The sequence below is a fragment of the Novosphingobium sp. FG137 genome (assembly GCF_057809735.1).
In genome coordinates this window covers 56,890-74,673 of record NZ_JBMDKN010000003.1, presented here as the reverse complement: position 1 = coordinate 74,673, position 17,784 = coordinate 56,890, and the positions used below count along the sequence as shown (strand labels likewise).

The window sequence follows — 17,784 nt, the reverse complement described above, 5'->3', positions numbered from 1 at the left end:
CTTCCCCATTTCATCTGGAGATACCAATGCCCGAGTTCCGCGCGCTTTCGGCTGCCACGGGTGAGCCGGTCGGCCCGGCCTTTCCCGTCCATGGCCCGGCTGATGTGGCTGCCGCTTGTGCGGCTGCGGCGGAGGCCTTTGCGGTCTATCGTGCGACCAGCCGCGAGGAGCGCGCGCGCTTTCTGGAGGCGATTGCCGAGGAAATCCTCGCGATCGGCGATCCGCTGATCGAGGCAGCGATGCGCGAAAGCGGCTTGCCGCGCGCGCGGCTGGAAGGCGAGCGCGGGCGCACCGTGGGCCAGCTCAGGATGTTCGCGGGCGTGGTGCGGGGGGGCGCGTGGCAGCAGCTGCGGATCGATCCGGCGCTCCCCGAACGCCAGCCCCTGCCCCGCCCGGACCTGCGCCTCAGGATGATCCCGCTCGGCCCGGTCGCGGTATTTGGCGCCTCGAACTTCCCGCTCGCCTTCTCGACCGCCGGTGGCGACACCGCCTCGGCGCTCGCGGCGGGCTGTCCGGTGGTGGTGAAGGGCCATCCTGCCCATCCGGAAACCGGCGCGCTGGTGGCCGGGGCAATCGCGCGTGCGGTTGCGGCCTGCGGGTTGCCGGCGGGCGTGTTCGGGCATCTGACCGGCCCGTCCAACGAACTCGGCGCGGCGCTGGTGCAAGATCCGCGCATCGCCGCGGTGGGGTTCACCGGATCGCGCGCAGGCGGGCTCGCGCTCGTGCGGCTGGCGCAGGCGCGCAGCGTTCCGATCCCGGTCTATGCCGAAATGTCGAGCATCAACCCGGTGCTGCTGCTGCCCGAGGCGCTCAAGGCGCGCGGCGCGGCGCTGGGCGCGGCGTTTGCCGGATCGCTGACGATGGGCGCGGGGCAGTTCTGCACCAATCCGGGCCTGGTGCTTGCGATGGCGGGCGAAGGGCTCGATGCGTTCATCGCCGCCGCGAGCGAAGCGATCGGCGTGGCGGCGGCGCAGACCATGCTGACCAATGGCATCTGCAAGGCCTATGCGGGCGGCGTCGCCACGCTGGCGGGGCTGCCGGGGGTCGAGCGCGTTGCCTCCGGTCTGATGGGTGAAGCCGGACAAGGCCAGGCGGCACTGTTCCGCACCAGCGCGCAGGCGTTTCTGGCGGAAGCGGCGATGGGTCATGAAGTATTCGGCGCGTCCTCGCTCGTGGTGGTCTGCAACGACGAAGCCGAGCTGGCGGCGGTGATCGGCGGGCTCGAAGGCCAGCTGACCGCGACGCTGCAGATGGACGCTGCCGACGAAGCGCTGGCGGCGAGGCTGCTGCCACTGCTGGAAATGAAGGCCGGGCGCATCCTTGCCAATGGCTGGCCGACGGGGGTCGAGGTGTGCCACGCGATGGTGCACGGCGGCCCCTTCCCCGCTACCTCCGATCCGCGCACGACCTCGGTCGGCAGCCTCGCCATCGACCGCTTCATGCGGCCCGTCAGCTATCAGAACATCGCGACTGCGCTGCTGCCGAGCGAACTGCGTGATGGCGCGCGGGGCGATGGCGCACCGCGCCTGATCGATGGCACGCTCACGCTCTGAAGGACTGCACACCATGGCCACTCGCCTTCTCCAGCACCGCGCCGAGGACGGCACGCGGTCGGTCATTCTCGCCGAGGGTTCGGCGGCCCATGTGCTGCCCGGGGTCGGGTCGGTGCGCGAGCTTGCGCAGCGCGCGATTGCGGCGGGCACAAGCTTGACCGAAGCGGCGCAGGCCTGCGGTACGGGCGCGGCGGTCGATCTGGCGGCGGAGTTTGCTACCGGGCGCTTCCTTGCACCGATTGACCATGATGACCCGGCGCATCTTGTGCTCAGCGGCACCGGCCTCACCCACCTCGGCTCGGCCGAAGGGCGCGACAAGATGCACCGCGAGGCGGCGGCGGCGCACCAGACCGATTCCATGCGCATGTTTCTCGAAGGGCTGGCAGGCGGGAAGCCCGCTGATGGCGGCGTGGGCCAGCAGCCCGAATGGTTCTACAAGGGCGATGGCGGCCAGCTGGTCGGGCCTGATGCGGCGCTGGAAATGCCCAGCTTCGCGCAGGACGGCGGCGAAGAGCCGGAACTGGCGGGGGTGTACGTTATCGGGCCGGATGGCACGCCATTCCGCCTCGGCTTCGCGCTCGCCAACGAGTTTTCGGATCATGTGACCGAGCGGCACAACTACCTGTGGCTCGCGCATTCCAAGCTGCGCCGCGCGGCGCTGGGGCCAGAGCTGCTGATCGGCGAGGCGCCCGCCGATATTCGCGGCACCAGCCGGATCGTGCGCGCAGGCGAGGTGATCTGGGAGAAGCCCTTCCTCACCGGCGAGGCGAACATGAGCCACACGCTCGCCAACCTTGAGCACCATCACTTCAAGTATGGCCTGTTCCGCCGGCCCGGGCAGGTCCACGTGCACTTTTTCGGCACCGCGACGCTTTCCTACAGCGACGGCGTGCGCACCGAACCGGGCGACGTGTTCGAGATCGCAGCGGCGCCCTTTGCGCTACCCTGCCGCAATCCGTTGACCCGCGCGGTGGGTGATGCGGCGGCGGTGCAAGGTGTGACGGTGCTTTGAAGCGATGATGCGGATTGCCGTCATCGGGCTGGGCAAGATCGCTCGGGATCAACATCTGCCGGCAATTGCCGGGAGCGAAACGTTCGAACTGGCCGCGACGGTTGATCCTGCTGGCGATGGCGCGGCAGGGGCCGCGCATTTTGCCAGCGTCGAGGCCCTGCTGGAAAGCGGCATCACCATCGATGCGGCGGCGCTTTGCACACCGCCGCAAGTGCGCCGCGATCTGGCGGAGGCGCTGCTGGCGCGCGGGATCCACGTGCTGCTGGAAAAGCCGCCCGGAGTCACGCTGGGCGAAGTCGCAGTGCTGGAGCGCGCGGCCGATGCGGCGGGGGCCACCCTGTTTGCCGCATGGCATTCGCGCTTCGCCCATGGCGTGGCCCCGGCGCGGGTGTGGCTGGCGGAGCGCCGGATCGATGCCGTGCGCGTCGTGTGGCGCGAGGACGTGCGCGTGTGGCATCCAGGGCAGCGATGGATCTGGCAGCCGGGCGGGCTCGGCGTGTTCGATCCGGGGATCAATGCGCTCTCGATCCTGACACATATCCTGCCGCAGCCGGTGTTTCTGACGCAGGCGAAGCTGGATGTGCCCGCCAACTGCGCGGCGCCCATCGCGGCTGATCTCCATCTGCGCACGGCAGGCGGCGCACCTGTCCACATCGATCTCGATTTCCGCCAGACCGGGCCGCAGAGCTGGGACATCGTGGTGGAGACCGATGGCGGTGTACTGACTCTTTCAAGCGGTGGTGCGGTGCTGGGCCTGCCCGGGGATACACCGCGCGGCGAGGATCGCGAATATCCGCTGCTTTACGATCATTTTGCCGCGCTGGTTGCGGCGCGTCGGAGCGACGTCGATATCGTCCCGCTGCGTATCGTGGCCGATGCGTTCCTGTGCGGGCTGCAGGTGCCGACCCAGCCGTTCGAGGAGTGACGGGAGCGACGGATACTCGCTTGCCGAGCGGAATAGTTAGCGCTATCACAAACTCACAAACAGGCGGCCCACTGTGAGGGAAAATGCCGGATACGAAAAGGGATGTGGGACAATGAAGGCAAGACTCACCCTGGCAGCGCTATGCCTTTCCAGCGCTCTGGCCGCTGCTGCGTGCACGCAGGCCGCGACCCCTGCCCCCGGCAATGCAACCGGAGCCACGTTCCGCGATCAGCCGCTGGTGAGCGAGATCTACACCGCCGATCCTTCCGCGCATGTCTTCGGCGGCAGGATATACGTCTATCCCTCGCACGATATCGCCACGAATACGCCCGACGACGACCTTGGCAACGAATATGCCATGCGTGACTACCGCGTGCTGGCGATGGACAGGATCGGCGGCAAGGTGGCGGTCGGCCCCGTCGCGCTCGACGTGAAGGACGTGCCCTGGGCCTCGCAGCAGATGTGGGCGCCCGATGCCGCCTTCAAGGACGGCACCTACTACCTCTATTTCCCGGCGCGCGACAGATCGAAGGACAAGAACGGGCTCGGCGCGTTCCGCATCGGGGTCGCCACCTCCAAGAACCCGATGGGCCCGTTCGTGGCCGAGAAGGAGCCGATTGCGGGGGCCTATTCGATGGACCCGGCGGTGTTCATCGACCCAGACGGCAGCGCCTTTCTCTATTTCGGCGGCATCTGGGGCGGCCAGTTGCAACGCTGGGCAAGCGGCCAGTACGACCCCAACGGATCGGACACCGATCTGCTGCAGGACGACAAGCCGGCGCTTTCAGGCAAAGTCGCCAAGCTGGGTCCCGACATGAAGACCCTCGCCGAAGCCCCTCGTGATGCGGTGATTCTCGACGAGAACGGCAAGCCCGTGCTTGGCGGCGATCACGAGCGGCGGTTCTTCGAAGCCTCGTGGATGTTCCGCAAGGACGGCAAGTATTACTACACCTACTCGACCGGCGACACGCACTTCCTGAACTACGCCATCGGCAGCTCGCCCTACGGGCCCTTCACCTACACCGGGCACATCATGAAGCCGGTACAAGGCTGGACGACACACCACTCGATCATCGAGCAGGACGGCAAGTGGTGGCTTTTCTACGCGGACAACCAGCTTTCGGGAAAGAACCACCTTCGCAACGTCAAGGTGACCGAGCTGACCTTCAATGCGGACGGCACGATCCAGACGATCGATCCGCTGAAAGCGAAGTAGGCCGCGCATGTATCTTGGCATCGATATCGGCACGAGCTGCGTAAAGGCGGTGGTGACCGCCGAGAGCGGCGAAGTCCTCGCGCAATCGAGCGCGGACCTCACTGTTTTCCGGCCCCATCCGCTGTGGTCCGAACAGGCACCGGCGGACTGGATTTCCGCCACGCACAAGGCCGTGCTGGGGCTCGATGCCGCCTTGCGCGCCGGGGTGCGCGGGATCGGCCTTGCCGGGCAAATGCATGGTGCAACCTTGCTGGGATCGGACGACAAGCCGCTGCGTCCGGCGATCCTGTGGAACGACGGCCGCAGCTTTGCCGAGTGCGCGGCGCTGGAAGTAGTTGAGCCGCGCAGCCGTGCGATCACCGGCAACATCGCCATGCCCGGCTTCACCGCGCCCAAGCTGGCGTGGGTGCGCGCGCACGAGCCCGATGTGTTCGCTGCGACACGCACCGTGCTGCTGCCCAAGGATTACGTGCGCCTCGCCCTCACCGGCGAGAAGGCGAGCGATATGTCCGACGCGGCGGGGACGCTGTGGCTCGATGGTGCGGCGCGGGCGTGGTCCGACGAAATGCTGGCGGCGACAGGCCTCGATGAGACCCACATGCCGCGCCTCCATGAAGGTCCGGACGTGACCGGAGCGCTGCGCGAGGATGTGGCGCGCGCATGGGGCATGGACCGCGTACCGGTAGTCGCGGGCGCGGGCGACAATGCGGCGGGTGCACTCGGCGTCGGCGTGCTGGGTGAAGGCCAGGGCATGCTTTCGCTCGGTACTTCGGGCGTGATCTTCGTGGCGAACGATGCGTTTCGGCCCAATCCGGCGCAGGCCGTCCATGCCTTCTGCCATGCGCTGCCCGGCGTGTGGCACCAGATGAGCGTGCACCTCTCCGCCGCATCGTGCATCGATTGGGCGGCGCGCGCGTGCAACGTGCCGGGTCCGGCAGAGTTCTTCGCGCTGGCCGAGCAGGCAGGCGCGGCGTGCGGGCCAGAGCTCTTCCTCCCTTACCTTTCGGGCGAGCGCACCCCGCACAACGACCCGCATATCCGCGCGGCGTTCCTCAGCCTCGACAACGAAAGCACGACACCGCGCATGGCCGCAGCCGTGCTCGAAGGCGTGGCTTTCGCGCATGCCGATGGCATCGACGCGCTGCGCAGCGCAGGCACGGCGATCGAGGAGCTTTGCGTCATCGGCGGGGGTTCGCGCTCGGCGCATTGGGGCCGCATCCTCGCCAGCGTGCTCGGCGTGCGGCTGGTTTACCTACACGGCGGCGAAGTCGGCCCCGCGCTTGGCGGCGCGCGGCTGGCGCAGATGGGCGTGACCGGGGCCGCCGCCGCCGAAGTCTGCACCCGCCCACCCGTTCGCGCCGTGATCGAGCCCGATCTCGATCTCGCCGCCCGTCTTGCGCCGAAGCGTGCCCGCTTTCGCGCTGCCTATCAGGCGCTCCGCGCCATCCAGGAGTAACTTCGCCATGTCTGCTGCCTACTTCGATGCCTTTCCCACCATTCGCTACGAAGGCCCTGATTCCACGAATGATCTGGCCTACCGCTGGTATGACAAGGACCGCGTGGTCTTCGGCAAGCGCATGGAGGATTACCTGCGCTTCGCCGTGTGCATGTGGCACACCTTCTGCTGGCCGGGCAGCGACGTGTTCGGCGCGGGGACCTTCGACCGGCCGTGGCTGAACGGCCCGCAGGACGAAGCCGCAGCGCGGGCCAAACGCGAGGCTGCGCTGGCGTTCGTCGAGAAGCTCGACCTGCCCTTCTACTGCTTCCACGATGTCGACGTGATGGCGCCCGCCGAAAGCATCGGCGAGTTCCGCGCCAGCTTTGCCCGCGCGGTCGATCATCTGGAAGAACTGCAGGCCGCGCATGGGCGCAAGCTGCTGTGGGGCACAGCGAACCTGTTCGGCCATCCGCGCTATCTGGCCGGCGCAGCAACCAGCCCGCGCCCCGAAGTCTATGCATGGGGCGCGAGCCAGGTGCGCGATGCGCTGGAGGCGACGCACCGGCTGGGCGGCGCAAACTACGTCTTGTGGGGCGGGCGTGAGGGTTACGATACGATCCTCAACACCGACCTCAAGACCGAGCAGGACAACTTCGGGCGGTTCCTCAGCCTTGTCGTCGAGCACAAGCACAAGATCGGGTTTGCCGGGACGATCCTGATCGAGCCCAAGCCGCACGAGCCGACCAAGCACCAGTATGACTTCGACACGCAGACGGTCTACGGCTTCCTCAAGCGCTATGGGCTGGAAGACGAGGTCCGCGTCAATATCGAGGCGAATCACGCCACGCTTTCCGGCCATACCTTCGAGCACGAGATCGCGATGGCCGGCGCGCTCGGCATCTTTGGTTCGATCGACGCCAACCGCGGCGATCCGCAGAACGGCTGGGATACCGACCAATTCCCCAACTCGGTCGAGGAACTGACGCTCGCCTGCATCGAGATCGAGCGCGCGGGCGGGTTCACCACCGGCGGCTTCAACTTCGATGCCAAGGTCCGGCGCCAGTCGGTTGATGCGGAAGACTTGTTCCACGGCCATATCGGCGGGGTGGACGTGATCGCGCGGGCGCTGCTGCGCGCCGAGGCGGTGATCGCGGATGGCCAGCTCGATGCCTTCCGCGCCCAGCGCTATGCCGGCTGGCAGGGCGAGTTGGGCCAGACGATCAAGAGCGCGAGCCTTTCCGAAATCGCCGACCTTGCCGTGGCGCGCGATCTGGCGCCGGGGCCGGTTTCGGGCCGGCAGGAGTGGCTGGAGAACCTGCTGGGCCGCTTCTGATACAGACGATTCTGGCTGCGGCCAGACCTGCCGCCCGCACCGGTTGTGCCTCGTCGGTGCGGGCGGCTTGAACAGGCTCGATATCCCTTCAAGCGCTGGACTTTGCCGAATTTGCGCCCAAATAGGGAGAGAGCGCAAGGAGCACAGGGTGTCGCGTAGCAAGGAACAGTGCGGAGACGGGATCGACAGGTCTGACAAATCGCTGCGCCTGCACGGCAGCATCGCGCGCGATCTTGGCATTGCCATCGTCACCGGCAAATACCCGCCCGGCCACGTGCTGAGCAGCGAGCTCGATTTTGCCGAGCGCAACCAGATCTCACGCACCGCCTACCGCGAGGCGATCCGGATTCTGGCAGCAAAAGGTCTGGTGGAAAGCCGCCCCAAAGCGGGCACGCGGATCACCGATCCTTCGCGCTGGCATATCCTCGATCCCGATGTGCTGGCCTGGACTTTCGCAGGCGAGCCGAGCGTGACGGCGATCCACGACCTGTTCGAGCTGCGCATGATCATCGAACCGGCAGCGGCGGAACTCGCGGCAAAACGGCGCAATGGCGCGCAATTGGCGCAGATGGGGCATGCGCTGGAAGAAATGGCGAAACACACGCTGGCCTCCCCGCTGGGGCAGGCGGCGGATCAGGCGTTCCACACCACGGTGCTCAAGGCGACCGGCAATGCGGCGCTGATCGCGCTCGCCAGCACGATTTCGGCGGCGGTGCGCTGGACCACGATCTACAAGCAGCGCAAGCGCAAGCTCCCGCGCGATCCGCTGCCCGATCACCGCGTGCTGTTCGATGCCGTGGCCAATGGCGATGGCCCCGGCGCACGCACCGCGATGCACAGGCTGATCGAGCTGGCCCTTGCCGATATCGATTTGCCCGAACGCCTTTAGCTCAGATGCCTCCGACCAGGCTTTCAGCAGTATTGTCGTACTTATTCTGCAGAGGCCTATGGCGATCCGCCTGCTGCCCGGTTGAGCCCTATTTCGGCAGATCGACCACCCGGTCCACGATGAACGCAGCCTCGCTGCCGGGCAGACCGCTATCCGGCTGGCCGCCGCCGAGGAACAGGCGGTAGCTGCCCGCGAAGACCTGCCGCGTGCCATCGGGGCGAACGGCGGAAAGGTCGCGCGGGGAGAGTTCCAGCGTCACTGTCTTGCGCTCGCCGGGCTGAAGCGCAACGCGGGTGAGGCCGCGCAGCGCGACGCGGGGCGCGCCGGGCTGATCCGGGAAGCGCAAGTACGCCTGCACCACTTCCTCGCCCGCGCGGCTGCCGGTGTTGGTGACCTCACCGATCACGCGGATGCCGTTTGCAGCGCTGCCGCCGACGGGCTCGACCCGCGCCGGGCCATAGCCGAAACTGGTGTAGCTGAGGCCGTAGCCGAAGCCATAGACCGGTTTGCCGGTGAAGTAGCGGTAAGTCCGCCCGGCCATGCTGTAGTCGGTGAAGGGCGGCAGATCGGCGGTATCCTTGTAGAAGGTGAGCGGCAGGCGGCCCGACGGGTTGGTCTTGCCGGAAAGGACATTGCCCAAAGCGAGGCCGCCCGCTTGCCCCGGATACCAAGCCTCGATCAATGCGTCGGCATTGTCCTTCGCCCACGAGAGATTGAGCGGGCTGCCGTTCATGGTGACGACGACGAGCGGCTTGCCCAGCGTGCGCGCGCGAATGAGGAGTTCGCGCTGGTCCATCGGGAGTTCGAGGCTGGTGCGGTCGCCGCCGTCGAAGCCTTCGATCTTGAGCGGCATTTCCTCGCCCTCGAGATCGGCGGTGAGGCCGACCACGGCGACGAGGACATCGGCATCGGCCGCGCCACGCGCGAGCTCACCCCAGGGATCATGCGTGATGCGCTTCCAGAACAGGCCCGGACCCGCCGCGCCGCCGCCTTCGATATCGAAGTGCAGCGGGTAGCGTTCGCCCTTGGTCAGCGTGACCTCGACGTACTTGGGCGCCTCGCCCCAGAGCGAATAGTGATCGGAAATGATCGTCGGCTTGCCGCCGATATCGATTGCCCCTTTCACGCCGGTCACGCCCATCTTGTAGAGCCCGCTTGTCGGCGCGACGAAGAAGCCGTCCCACACGACCTTGTGCGCGTCGGTCACCTCTTTCAGCTGCATCGCGCTGCTGCCAAGCGTGGTTTCGATGCGCGTGACGACCGGCTTGGCGGCGTAAGTGCGCTCGCCGCGCGGCTTCGAGGCATCCAGCGCGTTGTAGTAGACCGCACGTAGGCCGGGCTTGCCATCGGGGGTGAGGAAGTTTCCTTCAGTCACGAGATCGCCATCGGTGATCGAAGGCGCGAAGGGCACGAGTGTAACTGTGGCGCCCGGCATCGCCCGGCGAAGGCCATCAAGCACCGAGATCGGCGGCGCGGAATTGGGTGAGGAATAGTTGCCGCGCAGCACCCGCGTCGCATCACCGAGGGGGCCAATCACCGCGACGCGGACATCGGACTTCAGTGGCAAAACGCCCGCGTTCTTGAGCAGGACGAGGCTCTTTTCCGCCGAGGTGAGCGAGAGATCCCAGCCGCTCTGAGCGCCAACCGCGCTGACCGGGGTGGCATTGGGCTGGCGAGCGCGCATACCGGGCAGATCGCCATTGCGGTAGCGCGCGGAAAACAGGCGCACGAGGACGCGGTCAACGTCGCTTGGCGCAAGGTAGCCGGCCTTGAGCGCGGCGCGGTAGCGGTCGGCCAGCCCCTTCGCCTCACCAATCGTGCCGGTGTTGCATTCGTTGTCCATGCCCATGCGCAGGCTGACCGCAACGCCGGAGGCCGCATCGGGGGCGAACTTGTGGCGGTCGTAGATATCGACGACCGCATCGCAGTCCGAAACGACATAGCCCTTGAAGCCCCAGGCGCCGCGCAGCCGGTCCTTCAGCAGCAGATCGCTCGCGCAGGCCGGCTCGCCGTTCACGCGGTTGTAGGCGCACATGATCGAGCCGGCCTTGCCCTCGACAATCGCGGCGCGGAAGGCGGGGAGATAGGTGTCCTCCAGATCATGCGGGAGGACCATGATGTTGTCGGTGTGGCGCGAGGGTTCGGGGCCCGAGTGGACCGCAAAGTGCTTGGGGCTGGCGATCACGTTGGGAAGATCGGGATTCGGCCCCTGCATACCCGTCACATAGGCGACGCCCATGCGCGCGGTGAGGAAGGGGTCCTCGCCATAAGTCTCCTGCCCCCGCCCCCAGCGCGGATCGCGGAAGATGTTGATATTGGGCGCCCAGGTATCGAGCCCGGTGCCGATCTTGCCAAGGTGTCCGGTCTGGCGCGCAAGGGTGTGGAGGCCCTGCAGTTCGGTGCTGATCACCTTGGCGACCTCGTGGATCAGCGGCGGATCGAAAGTGGCCGCAAGGCCTATGGATTGCGGGAAATTTGTGGTGGGCACCGCGCCGCCCGCGCCGTGGAGGCTTTCGGTCCACCAGTTGTAGGCCGGCACGCCGAGGCGCGGGATCGCGGGCGCGACATTAAGCAGCTGCTCGACCTTCTCGTCGGTCGTCATCTTCGCGACGAGCGTGGAAGCCAGCTCTTCGGCTTCGGCCAACGCCTCGGGCGAGCCTTGCGCGGCGGCGGGAGTCGCAAAGGCGAGGACGCCAATGGCTGCGGTTGCAAGAAGCTGCCCGCACCGGCGCTGCGGGGACAGGTTACGCTGGGTCACGTGAGGGAATCCTTCCTGGGTCAGACGGGCTGGAGCCCGTAGGCCTTGATGCGGTTGATGAGATCGCGGTGGCGCGGGAGACCCGCCAGCATGCGTTCGGTGCGCTCGGCATTCTCGCGCCGGGCGCGGCAGGCAGCAGCGACTTCGGGTGCGAGCGCGCGCGGCGATACTTCCGAGCGGAAGCCCATGCCATAGAGCACATATTGGTAGGAGGCCGAGGGGAACACCTCGTCCACCCGGTCGAACTCCTCGTGCATGTAAGGCGGCTGGAAGCGCCACAGCGAGAGCAGTTCCTGCAGGCGCTCGGGAATGCTCGCCGGGTCCATGTTATCGCGCCAGAACGCAGTGTCGCGCCGCTGGCTCAGCACATAGTGGAGCTTGAGGAAATCGATGATCCGGCCCCAGCGGTAGAGCGTCTTCTCGTTGTAGCGCCGCGCGACGATATCCATCACTTCACGCGCCGGGGGCATCTGCTCGGCAATCATCTTCGCGGATAGCTCGATCAGCACGATGGCCGAGGCTTCGAGCGGTTCGAGGAAACCTGCTGCAAGTCCCACGGCGACGCAGTTGTTCTTCCAGAACAGTTCGCGGTGGCCCGAGCGGATATCGATCTTGCGTACCGAGAGCCCGTCGGCGGTGGGGCCGATATAGGTGCGCAGCTCGGTCTCGGCCTGCTCGCGGCTGATGTGGCGGCTCGAATAGACATGGCCGACCCCGCGCCGGGTAGGGAGGCCGATGTCCCAGATCCAGCCGGCGGACTGCGCGGTCGAGATCGTGTGCGTCGCAATCGGTGCCTCGGGATCGGGATAGGGCACCTGCACCGCCAGCGCGGTATCGCAGAACAGGACATCATTGCAGTCCCTGAAGCCCACGCCGAGCGTCTCGCCCAGCAGCAGGCTGCGCATGCCGGTGCAATCGATGTAGAGGTCGCCCGCGATCTCGCCCGCCTGTTCGGTCTCGATCGCACAGATATCGCCGCGCTCGTCCTGGATCACCCGGCGCATGTCCGCCAGCACGTGGCGCACGCCGAGCTTTTCGGTGCAGTGGCGCTGCATGAACGGGGCAAACTTGCCGGCATCGAGATGGTAGGCGTAGTTCGCCTGCCCCTCGAACTCGGCGTTGGTCATCGCCTTGGGGGCAAGGCCCGCATCGCACAGGCGGCCCTGCGGGCAGACCGCATCGCAGAAGGTATCGCCGTTGCCGCCCGGTTCGGCCATCGTGCCCGCCAGCCAGTGCGGCGCGAGGTTGAGTTCGCCAAAGCGCTGCGGGAGGACAAGCGGGTGGTAGTAGTCGTCGTCTGCGGCGCCGGTCGTCCACTTGGCGAAGAGCGCGCCCTGCTTGAAGGCGGCATCGCATTCGCGGAAGAAATCGGTTTCGGAAACGCCCACGCTCTTGAGCGTCGAGCGCAAGGTCGGCCACGTCCCCTCCCCCACACCGATGATCGGGACATTGGGGCTTTCGACGAGCGTGACCGAGAAATCGTGGCCGATGCGGGCCTTGTGCCTTGCGGCAATGATGGCAGCGGTGAGCCAGCCGGCGGTGCCGCCGCCGACAATCACGACATCGCGTATTGCACGGTCCATCAGCTATCCTGCACACAAAGGGCAACGGCACCGACCCGCAAGCCGGTGCCGCCGGTATCGCTATCAATAGTTGAACCGCGCGCCGAAGACAAAGCGGCGGCCATACGAGAAGGTATCCAGCGGCATGTTCGACCAGCGGCCATAGGTGCTGTAGGTCGAGTTGTTGAGGTTGGTCGCCTCGCCGAACACCGAGAACTGCCTGGTGATGCGGTAGCTGGCGCTGGCATCGACCTGGAACTGCTGGTTCACGTTGACCGGTTCGGCCCCAAAGGTGCCGCCCTGGCGCTGGCCGAGCTGTAGCAGGTAGCTGTCCCGCCAGTTGGCCGCGACGCGCACTTCCAGACCGTTCTTGTCATAGAAGCCCACGAAGTTGGCCGAGTTGGCGAGGCCCGTGATCGCGAAGGCCGAGCCCGAGATATCCTTGGGATCGAAGTTGCGATTGGTGCTCACGAACGTGCCGTTGGCGTTGAAGCCGAAGCCGCTTTCGCCAAATACGTGCTGCCACGCGATTTCCACGCCCTTCACCACACCGTCCGGCCCGTTGACCTTGCCGTTGACCTGGAACTGCGCGGGCTGGTTGGTGAACGGATCGATCACGCCGTTGATCGTCTGGGTGCTGACCCCGCCGACGATGAAGTTCGAGATGAACTTCATGAAGCCGTTGACCGCGAAGTGCGAGTTGCGACCGTAGTAGTACTCGGCCCCGAGATCGAGGTTGTCAGCCAGGTACGGCTTGAGGTTCGCGTTGCCACCGGAGGCTGCAAGGCTGCCCCTGCGCAGCGTGCCGAGGTTGATCGTCGGGCGCAGATCGCCCAGCGCAGGCCGGGTCAGTGTGCGCGAAGCATCGAAGCGCAGGGTCAGCTTGGGGGTGATTTCGAGCTTCACGTCGATGGAGGGCAGGAGGTAGTTGTAGTTGGACGAGCGACTGATGTCCTGCTGCGGTGTGTAGGTCTTGACGTTGATCAGCGTGGGATCAGTAGCCACCGTTTCCAGTGTGACCGGGTTGCGTCCGATCGCGCCCGAAATGAGCTTGGTGTACTCGTTGCGCACACCGGCGCTGACGTGGAACGGCATCTCGCCGAGCTGAGTGTCGAAGCTGACGTTGAGGTAGCCCGCGAAGGTCCGCTCGCGCACGTTGAGCACGCTTGAGGGGTCGAAGGCCGGTGCGGTGGTGCCGCCACCGGTCGCCTCGAGCACCCGGTACACCGCGACCGGATCGTAGACGACGATCGCAGGCGCGAGATTGCCCTGATAGCCGGGGATGAACCCGCCCGTGTTGATGATGCCTTGATAGACGCTGTCGGGCAGCGGCGCGACGGCGCCGGTGCGGCCCGATGGCGCGCCATAGCCGCCGTAGCGGAAGAACGTGCCATTCACGAAGGGGTTCTGCCCTTCCTGATGGAACTTGTTCTCCTGATAGCTGGCGCCGAAGCGGACCTTGACGTCACCGCCAACGAACTTGCCGCCGATCTTCACCTGCCGGACCAGATCGGTGAAATAGTTGGGGAAGCCGGCGATCACGTGGCTTCCGATGACCGAACGATCGGTGAACTTCGCGGCATTGCCCGCCGGACCCACATCGTGGATGCTGGGCAGGAAGGACTTGCTCGGCCCGAGGATCTTGACGCCGGTGTTGGCACCGAGAATCGTCGAGTAGTTCGAGCAGGACGTGGGCGGCGTGTTCGGCCCGGCGCCGGCGGGATAGGTGCATCCTGTCGAGAGGAACGGCCCGTTGGGATCGCCGTTGGTGCCACCGTAGCCAATGTCCATGGCGTTGTCGAAACCGTTGTTGCCCGGATTGAGCACCGAACGCGAAACCGCGACGTCGACGTCAAAGCTGAGCTTGTCGGTGGCTTCCCACTGGAGGTTACCTCCGATCACGTGGGTCTGGTTGATGGTCCGCGCGAGGCTCGCGTTGAAGTCCATCGGCGTGCCGAACTGGTTAAAGTCGATGACCGTGCCGTTGCTGTCCTGCTTGACGTTGCGCAGGTCATCGCCGTTGAACCAAGCGCCGTAGCCATAAGTCGCGGTGTTGAGCGTCTGGCGCGTGAAGGTGCCGTCGATCGTCAGCAGAATGCGGTCGCTCGGCCGCCACTGATAGGCGATGCGGCCATCGATGCGTTCGTCCTTGGTGGTCACCTGGTTGGCGCCGATTTGCTGCGGGAACCAGCCTAGCTTGTTCTTGTTGGCCGGGGTGAAATCGCTGGTCTGGCAGGCGGGATTGGACTGGCAGGCGTAGAAGTAATTGCCGATCCATCCGGGGATGAACACCTGATTGGCATCGGTATCGACCCGGCGATAGGCGGCATAGGCAAGGAAGCCCATAGTATCGTCGGCGAAGGTCGTGCTGAACAGGCCCGCAGCCGAAGGCGTGACCTTGCCGCTGCGATCCTGCACCGAACCCGAAGCCTTAAGGGCGATCTTGGTGCCGCCACTGTCAAACGGCTTGGGCAGCGCGACGTTGATCGTCGCACCGATGGCGCTGGCGCCGTACTCGACATCGGGCGTCTTGTAGACCGAGATGGTGTGGACGAAGTCCGAACCGATCGTGGTGAAATCGACCGCGCGGTTGCCCGAGGCGGTGGAGAGGTGGCGGCCATCGAACTGGGTGTCGTTGAAATCACCGCCGAAGCCGCGCACGGTCACACCGGTCGCTTCACCACGCGCGCCGGAACGCTGGATCGAGATGCCCGGCAGGCGCTGGATCGCATCGGCGACGTTGGCATCGGGGAACTTGCCGATGTCTTCCGCCGAGATCGCATCGACCACGCCCGAGGCGGCGCGCTTGATATCGAGGTTGCGCTGAAGCGAGCCGCGGATGCCGGTGACGACGATCTCGGGCGTCGCATCGCCGGATGCGCCTGAAGCGGGCGCCTGCTGTGCGGCGGCAGGCATCGCAAGGGCCATGGCCATGACGCTGCCGGCGCTTCCGAGCAGGAACCGCGCGTTGAATGAAGTCCTCATATCCTCTCCACTGCTTTTCTCTGGCGGCCCCCCCCGCCCGGGCGGGTGACGCTCGGCCCGGCTGCCCCTCCCGCTTGCGGAGCCTGCCGGACATGGAAACGCTGCGATGGAAAAGTCTGGGCGCAGCAGCCCGGCTGCCCGCCTACCTCTCACTCGCAGGCGCTCTCGACGTCACCTTGCGGCCATTGTGTATCGCACCAAGGTAGCGCTATCAATATTAAATTGTCTGCGTAATCAGCGCTCCATCGGCACTGGTTGGTGCGGTCTGGTTGTGGGGATTGGACAATTCATGGTAGCGCGCACATAAACGCTTTGCACAAGCCGCTATAAACCGCGCAAATGACACGATCTCTGTGAGGATACCGATGGCCGAGCAGCTCGAAATCCTGAACACCGTGACCCACCGCCAGCTCACCATGCACCCCTTCGCGCGGTCCCATCCGCACATGGTGCAGATCGTTGTGCCGGAGATCGAAAGCGCTGCTGCATGCTGCCCGGTAGTCCTCGCCAAGTCGCCCGAAACAGGTCGATTCGCGATCATTGCGCTGTTCGGATTCGAGCCAGGCGAAGTGCTGGTTGAAGGCGCGGAAGCCGGAAACGCTGCATTTACTCCGCTCGACCTGCAACGGCAGGGCTTCTTCGCGGCGGACGAGTCAATAGCGATCGATCTTGCGCATCCGCGCTTCGCTCCGGGCGGCACTATCCCCCTGTTCGATGCGATGGGCGACCCGACTGACGAGATGCGGCTGGTGCAGCGCGCAATCGGCGTGCTGATGGCTCAGGCAGCGCCGACAGAGGCGTTCATTGCGTGGCTCGTCGAGCATCGGCTGGTCGAACCTGTCGACATTTCGCTGCAGTTTGACGATGGCCGGAACGTCTCCCTGAGCGGGCTCTACACCATCAGCGGTGAAGCCCTTACCGGACTCGGCGACTCTGATATTGTCAGTCTTTTCCGCAGCGGCTGGCTGCAAGCCGCATTGGCCCTGCGCGCCTCGCTGCATCAGGTGGGTCTGCTGGCCCGCCGCCGCAACGAACGGCTGGCTTCCGGGCTTGGCAAAGGCTGGGCCTGAGCCGTGCCGGCCCTCGCCGAGCTTCCCGCCGACGATCCGGCGCTGGCCGATCCCGACGCCTTCCAAGCCCGGGTTGTCCGCGCCGCGCAGCCTGTGGTGATCCGCGGGCTTGGGGTCGGGCTACGCGCCGTGCAGGCTGCGCGGGAAGCACCGGACGCCGGGCTCGATCACGTGCTGGCCTACGACACCGGTGGTAGCCCCGAAGTGTTTCTCGCCGATCCCGCCATCGCTGGCCGCTATTTCTACAGCGAGGACATGGCGGGCTTCAATTTCACCCGCTCACAGATGCCGCTGGCCGAAGCCTTTGCACATATCCGTCGCCATGCCGAGGACTCGGCAGCGCCGACCGCCTATCTCGGCTCGCTGGTCGCCTCTGCCTATCTTCCGGGCTTTGCGGAGGCGAACCGCTTGGCAAACGTGCCGCCGGAGGTCGAGACCCGGCTGTGGATCGGCAATGCGAGCCGGGTCGCCTGCCACTACGATGCCTACGAGAACCTTGCCTGCGTGATCGCGGGCCAGCGGCGCTTCACCCTCTATCCGCCCGGTGCGATCGGTGATCTCTATGTCGGCCCGATCGATCACACGATGGCAGGCCAGCCCGCAAGCCTCGCGTCTGCCGATCCTGAACGCTTCCCGCGTTTTGCGGCGGCAGCGGCGCGGGCGATCACGGTCGATCTGGAGCCGGGTGACGCGCTGTTCCTGCCCAAGCTGTGGTGGCATGCGGTGGAAGCCAAGGGGCCGATCAACGTGATGCTCAACCACTGGTGGGACGCAACCGCAGTCGGCCCGGACGCGCCGCTGCTCTCGATGCTCTTCGCGATGATCGCGCTGGCCGAGCGGCCCGAAGACGAGCGCATGGCCTTCCGCGCCTTCTTCGACCACTACGTTTTCCGCACTGGCGGTCATCCGCTGGCACACTTGCCCGAAGACCAGCGCGGCATTCTCGGTGATCTCACGGGTGCGCGCTATGGCCAGATCCGCGCGATGGTGCTGCGCGCGATGCGCGGCGCATGAAGTCCTCCAGCCTCAGACGAGACCGGCCA

The 17,784-nt window shown here is 66.1% G+C and carries 12 protein-coding genes; 9 read left to right on the top strand and 3 right to left on the bottom strand.

Annotation, left to right across the window (positions count from 1 at the left end; genetic code table 11):
- Positions 1 to 26: 26 nt before the first annotated feature.
- The 7 genes from ACODS2_RS09940 to ACODS2_RS09910 all read left to right on the top strand — a co-directional run bounded on the left by ACODS2_RS09940 (position 27) and on the right by ACODS2_RS09910 (position 8,366).
- Positions 27 to 1,553 carry an aldehyde dehydrogenase (NADP(+)) gene (locus ACODS2_RS09940; protein ID WP_488998671.1) on the top strand — a complete coding sequence of 509 codons (1,527 nt, stop codon included), beginning with the start codon at positions 27 to 29 and terminating at the stop codon, positions 1,551 to 1,553.
- A gap of 13 nt (positions 1,554 to 1,566) precedes the next feature.
- Positions 1,567 to 2,565 (top strand): AraD1 family protein, encoded by a 999-nt coding sequence (gene araD1, locus ACODS2_RS09935; RefSeq protein ID WP_488998670.1) that lies wholly within the window; start codon positions 1,567 to 1,569, stop codon positions 2,563 to 2,565.
- Positions 2,566 to 2,569: 4 nt separating this feature from the next.
- The gene (locus tag ACODS2_RS09930) at positions 2,570 to 3,490 is read left to right on the top strand and encodes a Gfo/Idh/MocA family protein (protein ID WP_488998669.1); all 921 of its coding nucleotides are present in this window, start codon (positions 2,570 to 2,572) and stop codon (positions 3,488 to 3,490) included.
- Between the two features lie 112 nt (positions 3,491 to 3,602).
- Positions 3,603 to 4,706 carry a glycoside hydrolase family 43 protein gene (locus ACODS2_RS09925; protein WP_488998668.1) on the top strand — a complete coding sequence of 368 codons (1,104 nt, stop codon included), beginning with the start codon at positions 3,603 to 3,605 and terminating at the stop codon, positions 4,704 to 4,706.
- Between the two features lie 7 nt (positions 4,707 to 4,713).
- Entirely contained in the window at positions 4,714 to 6,162 is a 1,449-nt protein-coding gene (gene xylB, locus ACODS2_RS09920; RefSeq protein WP_488998667.1) for a xylulokinase, read from the top strand.
- A gap of 7 nt (positions 6,163 to 6,169) precedes the next feature.
- Positions 6,170 to 7,477, top strand: a complete 1,308-nt coding sequence (gene xylA / locus ACODS2_RS09915; protein ID WP_488998666.1) for a xylose isomerase — start codon at positions 6,170 to 6,172, stop codon at positions 7,475 to 7,477.
- Between the two features lie 148 nt (positions 7,478 to 7,625).
- Positions 7,626 to 8,366 (top strand): FadR/GntR family transcriptional regulator, encoded by a 741-nt coding sequence (locus ACODS2_RS09910; protein WP_488998665.1) that lies wholly within the window; start codon positions 7,626 to 7,628, stop codon positions 8,364 to 8,366.
- A gap of 88 nt (positions 8,367 to 8,454) precedes the next feature.
- On the opposite strand, the gene ACODS2_RS09905 is transcribed toward ACODS2_RS09910, so the two are convergent.
- The 3 genes from ACODS2_RS09905 to ACODS2_RS09895 all read right to left on the bottom strand — a co-directional run bounded on the left by ACODS2_RS09905 (position 8,455) and on the right by ACODS2_RS09895 (position 15,671).
- Entirely contained in the window at positions 8,455 to 11,124 is a 2,670-nt protein-coding gene (locus tag ACODS2_RS09905) for a glycoside hydrolase family 3 C-terminal domain-containing protein (protein ID WP_488998664.1), read from the bottom strand.
- A gap of 20 nt (positions 11,125 to 11,144) precedes the next feature.
- Entirely contained in the window at positions 11,145 to 12,707 is a 1,563-nt protein-coding gene (locus tag ACODS2_RS09900; protein ID WP_488998663.1) for a tryptophan halogenase family protein, read from the bottom strand.
- Between the two features lie 63 nt (positions 12,708 to 12,770).
- Positions 12,771 to 15,671 carry a TonB-dependent receptor gene (locus ACODS2_RS09895; RefSeq protein ID WP_488998662.1) on the bottom strand — a complete coding sequence of 967 codons (2,901 nt, stop codon included), beginning with the start codon at positions 15,669 to 15,671 and terminating at the stop codon, positions 12,771 to 12,773.
- Between the two features lie 365 nt (positions 15,672 to 16,036).
- Between ACODS2_RS09895 and ACODS2_RS09890 the strand changes: the two genes are divergently transcribed.
- Positions 16,037 to 16,741: a SapC family protein gene (locus ACODS2_RS09890; RefSeq protein WP_488998661.1), complete on the top strand. Its 705-nt coding sequence runs from the start codon at positions 16,037 to 16,039 to the stop codon at positions 16,739 to 16,741.
- Positions 16,742 to 16,744: 3 nt separating this feature from the next.
- Positions 16,745 to 17,755 carry a cupin-like domain-containing protein gene (locus tag ACODS2_RS09885; protein WP_488998660.1) on the top strand — a complete coding sequence of 337 codons (1,011 nt, stop codon included), beginning with the start codon at positions 16,745 to 16,747 and terminating at the stop codon, positions 17,753 to 17,755.
- The last annotated feature ends 29 nt before the right edge of the window (positions 17,756 to 17,784 follow it).